At 43.9% G+C, this 8,346-nt stretch carries 7 protein-coding genes; 4 read left to right on the forward strand and 3 right to left on the reverse strand.

Features of this window, described 5'->3' with window-relative positions; genetic code table 11:
• Window positions 1-276: 276 nt before the first annotated feature.
• Both moeB and F6K52_RS27570 read right to left on the reverse strand, forming a co-directional pair.
• Window positions 277-1,449, reverse strand: coding sequence for a molybdopterin-synthase adenylyltransferase MoeB (gene moeB / locus F6K52_RS27565; RefSeq protein WP_293085933.1), 1,173 nt, complete (start codon window positions 1,447-1,449; stop codon window positions 277-279).
• A gap of 34 nt (window positions 1,450-1,483) precedes the next feature.
• A complete protein-coding gene (locus F6K52_RS27570) occupies window positions 1,484-1,960 on the reverse strand; it encodes a M67 family metallopeptidase (RefSeq protein ID WP_293085936.1) in 477 nt (158 codons plus the stop codon).
• A gap of 445 nt (window positions 1,961-2,405) precedes the next feature.
• On the opposite strand from F6K52_RS27570, the gene F6K52_RS27575 reads away from it, so the two are divergent.
• The 3 genes from F6K52_RS27575 (at window position 2,406) to F6K52_RS27585 (ending at window position 6,015) form a co-directional block, all read left to right on the forward strand.
• The gene (locus F6K52_RS27575) at window positions 2,406-3,623 is read left to right on the forward strand and encodes a hypothetical protein (protein ID WP_293085939.1); all 1,218 of its coding nucleotides are present in this window, start codon (window positions 2,406-2,408) and stop codon (window positions 3,621-3,623) included.
• A 413-nt stretch (window positions 3,624-4,036) separates the two neighbouring features.
• Entirely contained in the window at window positions 4,037-5,740 is a 1,704-nt protein-coding gene (locus tag F6K52_RS27580; protein ID WP_293085942.1) for an ABC-ATPase domain-containing protein, read from the forward strand.
• Between the two features lie 56 nt (window positions 5,741-5,796).
• On the forward strand, window positions 5,797-6,015 hold the full coding sequence (locus F6K52_RS27585) for a hypothetical protein (RefSeq protein ID WP_293085951.1): 219 nt from the start codon (window positions 5,797-5,799) through the stop codon (window positions 6,013-6,015).
• Between the two features lie 294 nt (window positions 6,016-6,309).
• On the opposite strand, the gene F6K52_RS27595 is transcribed toward F6K52_RS27585, so the two are convergent.
• Window positions 6,310-7,551: an RNA-guided endonuclease TnpB family protein gene (locus tag F6K52_RS27595; RefSeq protein WP_293085945.1), complete on the reverse strand. Its 1,242-nt coding sequence runs from the start codon at window positions 7,549-7,551 to the stop codon at window positions 6,310-6,312.
• Window positions 7,552-7,752: 201 nt separating this feature from the next.
• Here F6K52_RS27595 and F6K52_RS27600 point away from each other — a divergent pair.
• Window positions 7,753-8,346: alpha/beta hydrolase (locus F6K52_RS27600; RefSeq protein ID WP_364419997.1), on the forward strand; the 594-nt coding region annotated here is incomplete at its 3' end.

Consider the following 8,346-nt stretch of genomic DNA (forward strand, 5'->3'; position numbering starts at 1 on the left):
CTTCATGAAGTCGAACAACGGGCGGAAGGTATAGGTCCTGGTGGTCTCGGTGCAGGTGGGGAAGGCGCCCCGCGGCAAGTTGTCAAACGCAACCGGACTGCCATTGAAGAACACATCAATCGATGAACTGGACGTCGGGCTCCATGGGGTGAGGTTAAATATACATAAAATAGCGATGCTCTTAAGGCCAAAGGCCACGCTACGCGAACAGAGCCGCTACGCGATCGCAAACTCATCTGCGATCGCACTGGCTCACCATAATTGCTATATATTTAGTTAGTATTGCGGTACTGATGAATCAATTTCCTGACTCCAGGCGGTAATACCTCCTTTGACATTAATCCCTTCAATACCAGCCTCTTTCAAAATCCCCAAGGCTTTCGCTGAGCGACCTCCCTTTTTGCAATGGGCAATCAAGCGATGACCATTAACCAGTTCCTTGACTTTTGCTACACCAGAACCCTGTTCAATATCCGGTAATGGCACTAGAACTGAGCCAGAAATCTTAGCAATGTCATACTCATGGGGATTGCGGACATCAATCAAAACAAAATCATCCGCACCACTATCGAGAAGTTCCTTAAGCTCCTGGACATTCATCTCTTTGATATCCATCTGGCGTTTGGCTTCCTCTTCTTTAGCTTGGGGAATGCCACAGAATTGTTGATAGTCAATCAACTTCTCAATCACCGGTCGTTCTGGATTGAGTCCCAGTTTCAATTCCCGGAAGGTCATATTTAAAGAGTTGTACAGCAACAAACGTCCACTGAGGGTATCCCCCTGGCCTAAAATAATTTTGACCGTTTCCGTTGCTTGGATCACGCCAATAATTCCTGGCAAAATGCCCAAAACCCCTCCTTCTGCACAAGAAGGTACCATTCCTGGTGGTGGGGGCTCAGGGAACAAGTCGCGGTAGTTGGGACCACCTTCGTAATTAAACACTGTCGCCTGTCCCTCAAACCGGAAAATAGAGCCATACACATTTGGCTTATTCAGAAGTACACAGGCATCATTGACTAGGTAACGGGTGGGAAAGTTATCGGTACCATCGACGATAATGTCATAGGGTGCCATGATTTCCAAGGCATTCTCGGAATTCAGCAGGGTTTCGTAGAGGTCTACCTGACAGTGAGGGTTGATTTCTAGAATCCGCTCTTTGGCCGACTGAATTTTGGGTTTACCTACCCACGACGTCCCGTGAATTACCTGACGCTGGAGATTAGAACTATCTACAACATCGAAATCTACTAGACCTAGGTTTCCAATTCCAGCAGCAGCAAGATAGAGCAATAGGGGTGAACCTAACCCACCACTACCTATACATAGGACACTGGCAGCTTTGAGGCGTTTTTGTCCATCTAACCCAACTTCGGGCAAAATCAGGTGTCGGGAGTAACGTTCGTATTCGTCTTTACTTAATTGGATTTCATCTAGATTGGGATTTAACATGGCATGTTGGGTTTGAAGCGGTAAGACTCAGGACTTAACCTTTGATCATGATAGTTTCTTCTGGCTGGAACTGGTGGTGTTCATCCAAGCTCCAACTTCTGAAGTCACACGCTTTACCTTCCTCAACGGCAACAATAATATACGAGTATTGCTGCCAAGCGATCGCACGATCAAATTCTGAAGGTACCGCTGGGTGATCCGGATGAGAATGATAGATCCCGATTATATCGAGATTGCGATCGCGTGCGTCTTTTTGTGCCCGCATTAGCACCTCAGGAGCAATGCTGAATCGGCGCTCTCTGGTATAGTCTCCCTGATTTTTGCCCTCAACCGTAGGATAGGCATCAGCTGCTTCACCATCCCAGTTGTTCGGTGTGGGTAATACCTCAACCAGCGTTTTCACATCACCCTGGTGCTGACCCAATAGTAAACCGCAGCACTCTTCAGGATAGGTGTTCTCTGCGTGGTTTTGAATTGCCAGTTGATGCTCACTGTCCAGTCTTAAGCCCATACCGATTTAACCATCACCCTTGAAGTAATTATTTTTTTGTTGACAGTTGAGTCTATATGTAAGCCGTCAGCCGTCAGCCTATGCGCACGCGTGCGCGTCGTAGCGCATTAGCTTACGTGTATATTACCGTCAACTGTCAACCGTTAACCAAAAATTATCAATTATCAAATTATCAACTATAATATCACTTGTAATAGGTAAGATATTGTCGGGTGTAATACGTATTAGTCTTCGGTGTTAGTCAAATTTCAATTAACAAGTCTCACGGCGTTTTGCATAAGTATCAGGTACACAGGATTGTTTTCCCTCTTACCTGTTCCCTGTTCCCTGTTCCCTGTTCCCTAAAAATCAGAATTTTGTACCTAATTGAATTGCGAACCGCTGTAATCCACAAGTCTCAATCGTAAAATTTCAATTAACAAGTCCTTAATAACCAGGGTTTGATATGACTCCTAACCGCACTACAACAGCAAACAACGAAGAGTATCGATTTTTTTTTCAGGAGAATGCTGCCAATATTTTTAAACACCATGACCGGGAAGTAATAGACTGCTTGCAACGTCGTAAAATTTCGATTAGCAACATTATCCCATTGGATCAGGTTTACAATATATCTGTAAAAATCGGTAAAAATATTCCCTTTAAGTCAGTAAAAAAGTTGGCCTTACAACAAATGGAGGCAGTAGGAGAATTTCTCCAATATTTTCAAATCAGCATCCTCGGTCAACCCACAAGTATCTTTCAACTCCATGAGATTGAAATTAAAATAGATAAAATTTTTACCCCTGGCTTAACCTATGAGGGCGGAAAACTACTAATCTCTATTCCCGACTCGTCCTTACCGTTTCAGTCCCGTTACCTGAGCGATCAGGAGCTGAAAAATCAATGGAATAAGGGGAATCATCTCTCCAAAAAGTCTCTGTCTCGTAAAGCTTGGTGGTTATTAAATCCAATCGGAGAATTTCGGACTAACCTCAGAACAGTGCTATGGCAAGCTGCCCAAAAGCAAATTTTAGGTATTGACAAACTATTACTTAAGTTTGGCTTAATTGATAGATATGATAGAAGTGAGCAAGGCAGTGCTCAACCTAGCTTACTGTTCAACCAGAATCCGCCACCACAAGATCAGGGGGTCAGACAGAATCCGCCAACACAAGATCAGGGGTTCAGAGAAGGTGCGATCGCATTGATCAAAAACTCTGTGAATCAAGACAAGCTGGGAATAGACTTAGAAGTAGTACTCAAGGATCAAGATGAGGCTACATTAGGTAAGCTGCTGGGATTATTTAGGCAAAACTTGGCAGACGCCGGTCAAATGGAAGAACTGATTGAAGCTGGTGCTTTAACCCTACAACAAGCCGTTTTCCATGAACAATCTGAAATTGATATTAAGATGTTTGGGTTTGTGAATGTCGGGAATTATCATCGCATTGATGTATCCCTGAATATCAGTGCTGGTTACTTGAAAAAATATGTTGAATTGATTCCCAGAAAAGCTGTTATCAAAGCAATTCAATTCGGATTTGTTAACGTTTATACTATAGATGATATTACAGTAAATCCCAGCTTTCATGGAGCAATAAAGCTCTATTGGGAAACCGCTGCTCTGGAAAAATCCCTGCAAGAATTAAGTCTAGTAAATCTATCAGAGCAGTCAAGTTAGTAAATTAATCAGCTATCAGCTTCGTGGCACAGGCTTCCAGCCTGTGACTTCACTCAGATTAAACAAATGGTTACCTGTTGTCTTGATGCAGTCGCTCATGAGGGAAACCCCCAAGACCGCGCTGCATCGCTTATTCAAAAGCTAATAGCTGATAGCTTAAGTCATTACTCAATAGTCATCACTCAATAGTCATCAGGGTAATCAACAATCAAAAGTCATGAATCGCTGTTTTGATGCAGTCGCTCATGGGGGAAACCACGGCAGTCGCTCATGGGGGGAACCACGGCAGTCGCTCATGGGGGAAACCCCCAAGACCGCGCTGCATCGCTACTCCCTGTTCCCTGTTCCCTGTTCCCTGTTCCCTTTGGTATAGTAACCATTGACAATTAACAAGCAATTTTCTGCTTGCAATTATGGCCACTAGCAATCAATTGGAGTCGTTACTCCTACAACTCGATGACCGCAGCTACAAATCCTACCGAGATATCAAGGGCAGCTATCAGTTTCCAGATTTCACTCTAGTCATTGACAGGGTTCAGGGAGACCCCTTTGCCTCTCCTAGCCAAGTGCGCGTGTACTTACCCCAGTCAGTGGCTGGTTTCCCCAGTGAGCTGTATCGCACTGACAGCCGAGCCATCGCCCTAGAGGATTATCTAACTCGCTCCTTTGATTGGGTAGCTGGGGAAATGAGCTGTAGGCGGGGTACCGGAAATAGTGGCTTGATTGCTATTACCCGTGTCGGACAATCCGTGCTGGAGCGCACCTCCGCTTTGGTGAGTGATGAAGGGCTAGAAATCCGGTTTGTGGTAGGATTACCAGCTCGTGGTCGTCGGATTTCTGGGCGTCAGGCCGCAGAAATGCTATGCCAAGATATCCCTGATATTATAGAGCAATCCATCAAGTATGAAGTCCTCGATCCCGCTGCCATTAAGCATCATGTAGAAACAGTGGAAGATGCCGATTGGTTGCGTCAACAGCTGGCAAGCCGTGAATTAGTTGCCTTTATTCCTAACGGTGCCATTTTGCCACGCTCCAGTGGGGTGGATGACAAACCATTACAAGAGGATGCGATCGCATTTCAATCTCCCAAGACACTTCAAGTAGCATTCACTTGTCCCAATCGAGGATTAATTACCGGTATGGGAATCCCAGAAGGGATCACCTTGATTGTAGGAGGTGGCTATCACGGCAAATCCACAATGCTCAAAGCCATTGAATTAGGAGTTTACAATCATATTCCTGGAGATGGACGGGAATTAGTAGTCACCAATCCCAGTGCCGTCAAGATTCGGGCTGAAGATGGTCGGGGGATTTCTGGTGTAGATATTTCCCCATTTATTAATCAGTTACCTCACGGTCGCTCCACTGAAAAATTTTCCACCACCAATGCTAGTGGTAGCACCTCCCAGGCCGCAAATATTATCGAAGCACTGGAGGCCGGTACCAAGTTACTGTTGGTAGACGAAGACACAGCAGCAACTAACTTTATGATTCGCGATCGCCGTATGCAGGAGCTGATTGCTAAAGATAAAGAACCCATTACACCATTTATTGATAAAGTCAAACAGCTCTATAGCGAGTATGGTGTCTCTACTATATTAGTCATGGGAGGCAGTGGAGATTACTTTGATGTAGCCGATACCGTCATTGCCATGGACAACTTCCAACCCGAGGATGTCACCGAAAAGGCTCAGTTAATTGCCCAAAAATACTTTACCGAACGCACCGCTGAAGGCGGGAAAAACTTTGGAACTATTACCCCACGAGTACCATTAGCCGATGGGATTGACCCAAGTCGTGGACGCAAAGCCGTAAAATTAAAAGTCCGAGATGTAGATGAAGTAGGATTTGGTGCAGAAAATATTGATTTATCTGCTGTTGAGCAGATTGTAGAAGTAGGTCAGTTAAGAGCAATTTCCAAAGCTCTTGTTTATGCTAAAGAAAAGTATATCGATGAACGGTTGACCCTATCGGAAATTTTAGATCTGGTGATGAAAGATCTTGAAGAAGAAGGATTCGATGTACTAACTTTCTTTCCTGAAGGGGATTTAGTCCAATTCCGCCGCTTAGAATTAGCAGCAGCACTGAATCGATTGCGGACCCTGTCAGTGCTTTGAGGGGAATCGGGATCAACAGTGCTTTTAAAATTAGCAATTATCAATTCTTGATAATCATGAAAATAGAAGACTACTTTGATTTGATTGCTCCTGATGATATTCGCATCAAAGGAACGCGAGTGGGCATTGAAAATGTGTTGTATGAGTACATTTATCGTAATCGTACTCCAGAAGAAATTATTAACTGTGTCTTGATGCAAAGCGCGAGTGGGGGAAACCACGGCAGTCGCTCATGGTTAGAAGTTACCGTAAGACAGTTGAGCCTTAATCAATAAGTTTTACCCTTTTTCTGCATAGCCGACCAACCATAAAGGCTCAACGTAATCAGGTTTCGTCTCCGGGGAGACCCCCAAGACCGCGCTGCCTTCCCAAGACCGCGCTGCATCGCTTTTTATACCATTACCTTAGAACAAGTTTATGCTACAATCCTTTACTACTTAAAGAACAAAGAAGTTGTCAGCAAATATATCTCTGACTGGCTCGAATGGAGTCATCAGCAACAAAAAGCTCAAGAACTAAATCCTCCTCCAGGCATAGTTAGATTACGAAAAGTGAACTACCCCAACCTACTACGTAGAGGTTGGGGCTTCCAGTTTCACGGAAGAATGCCTTAACTTGGACGGGCGTCCACGTCTTGGTCTTACTTGTTCTCCACTGGCGTTGACCTCCCCCGTCCCAGAGGAGGATAGCATTCTGATACCTTCTGCTCTGATATTTTTTGCTGCATTACCGTCCCTATCATGATGAGTCCCACAACTTGGGCAAATCCAAGCCCTTATATCTAGTGGCAACTCTTTTATTCGGTAATGACAATTAGAACATGTCTTGGAACTAGGGAACCATCGGTCTATCTCAACCAGTACTTTTCCCTCTTTTTCACATTTATAAGACAGGAAATTTACAAAAGTCCCCCAGCTTAGATCAGATATTGCCTTAGCTAATTTATGGTTACGAACCATGCCCTTGACATTCAGATTCTCAACTACTACTACTTGGTTGTCATCAACTATTTTTCTGGATACTTTATGTAAGTAGTCTTGGCGGACATTTCCGATATGTTCATATACCTTAGCTACAATTTTACGCGCCTTTTTACGCCCACTGCTGCCTTCCTTTTTTCTGGCAGCGATGCGTTGTTTTTTGGCTAACTTCTTTTCGGATTTGGCTAAATGTTTAGGATTGCTGAATTTAGAAGTCTTGTTGCCGTCGTAAGTGATCGCAAAATCCTTGATTCCTAGATCAATACCAACAACCTTTCCCTCTGTAAATACTTTGGCGTTTAGTTCCATAGGAACCGCTGCGCCAACAGACTTATACTCCATCAATACTGAAGCGTAATACTTCCCAGATGGGTCTCTACTGACTGTTACAGTTTTTATTCCCCCATCTAATGGGCGATGAATTACTGCTTTGACAATGCCCAATTTTCCTGGAAACTTTAAACAGTCCCCAATTTGTTTGACATTTTGGGGGTACTGAATTGATTGACGATGATGGTATGACTTGAATCTAGGATATTTGGCTCTGCCCTCAAAGAAATTTTGATATGCACGACTAAGATTTAGACTCACAGATTGTAAAACCTGAGAATAACAATCTTTTAGCCATTCAGTCTCTTTTTGCTTTTTGAGTTTTGGCAGCATGGAGTTGAGTGCAGATTGTTTTAGCCCAAAACCTGTTTCTTTGTAAGTTTCTATACACTGATTTAAGGCATAGTTCCACCACCAACGAGCACATCCAAAATGCTGAGCTAATACTTGGACTTGCTCTTCTGTGGGATAGATTCTAACTTTGACGGCTTTATGTTTCACTGCACTCAACCTTACTATCGACCTTGTTTAATATTATATAAATTTCGCAGTAAAATGTCAAACTTTGAAGTCAAGTTCTCGGTTCGCTATCCATCCCCAACCTACTGCGTAGAGGTTGGGGAATTCCGCGACTCTTGTTAAAAGCGGAACAAGAAGCGAAGAATAAAGCCTATACCATGGCTTAAGCGCAATCATCCCATCATGCCCATACGTCAAACCTTAGATTTACCAAACATCCAACTGTCTTACCTAGAATGGAACCAAGGCCAAACTCCCTTGTTACTCTTACATGGCTTAGCGGACCATGGCCTAGTGTGGTCTAGCCTCGGGGATTACCTTAGCCCAAAGTATCATATCGTTGCTCCAGATTTGCGCGGTCATGGGGAAAGTAGCAAGCCAGATCAAGGCTATACCTTTGATGATCACATCGCCGATTTAGAAGCCTTAATGGATCACCTAGGATGGTCTAGTGCTCATATCCTCGGTCACTCCTGGGCTGGTAAATTAGTTCCGATCTGGGCTAAGCAAAATCCATCCCGATTGCGCAGCCTAATTTTGGTGGATCCCTTTTTCATCGGCAAAATTCCGATGTTTTTTAAGGTTATGTTTCCCCTACTTTTCCGTGTCTTGCCTTTTGTAAAAGCTATGGGACCTTTTGTCAGTTATGAGCAAGCGGAAGGACAAGCTAAACAATTAAAACAATACCGGGGTTGGAGTCCTTTTCAGCAACAAGTATTTAAAGCCAGCATTGAACCTAAACCTGATGGCAGTTGGGGGAGTAAATTTGTGGTTCAG

Source organism: Moorena sp. SIO3H5, assembly GCF_010692395.1.
Classification (GTDB): domain Bacteria; phylum Cyanobacteriota; class Cyanobacteriia; order Cyanobacteriales; family Coleofasciculaceae; genus Moorena.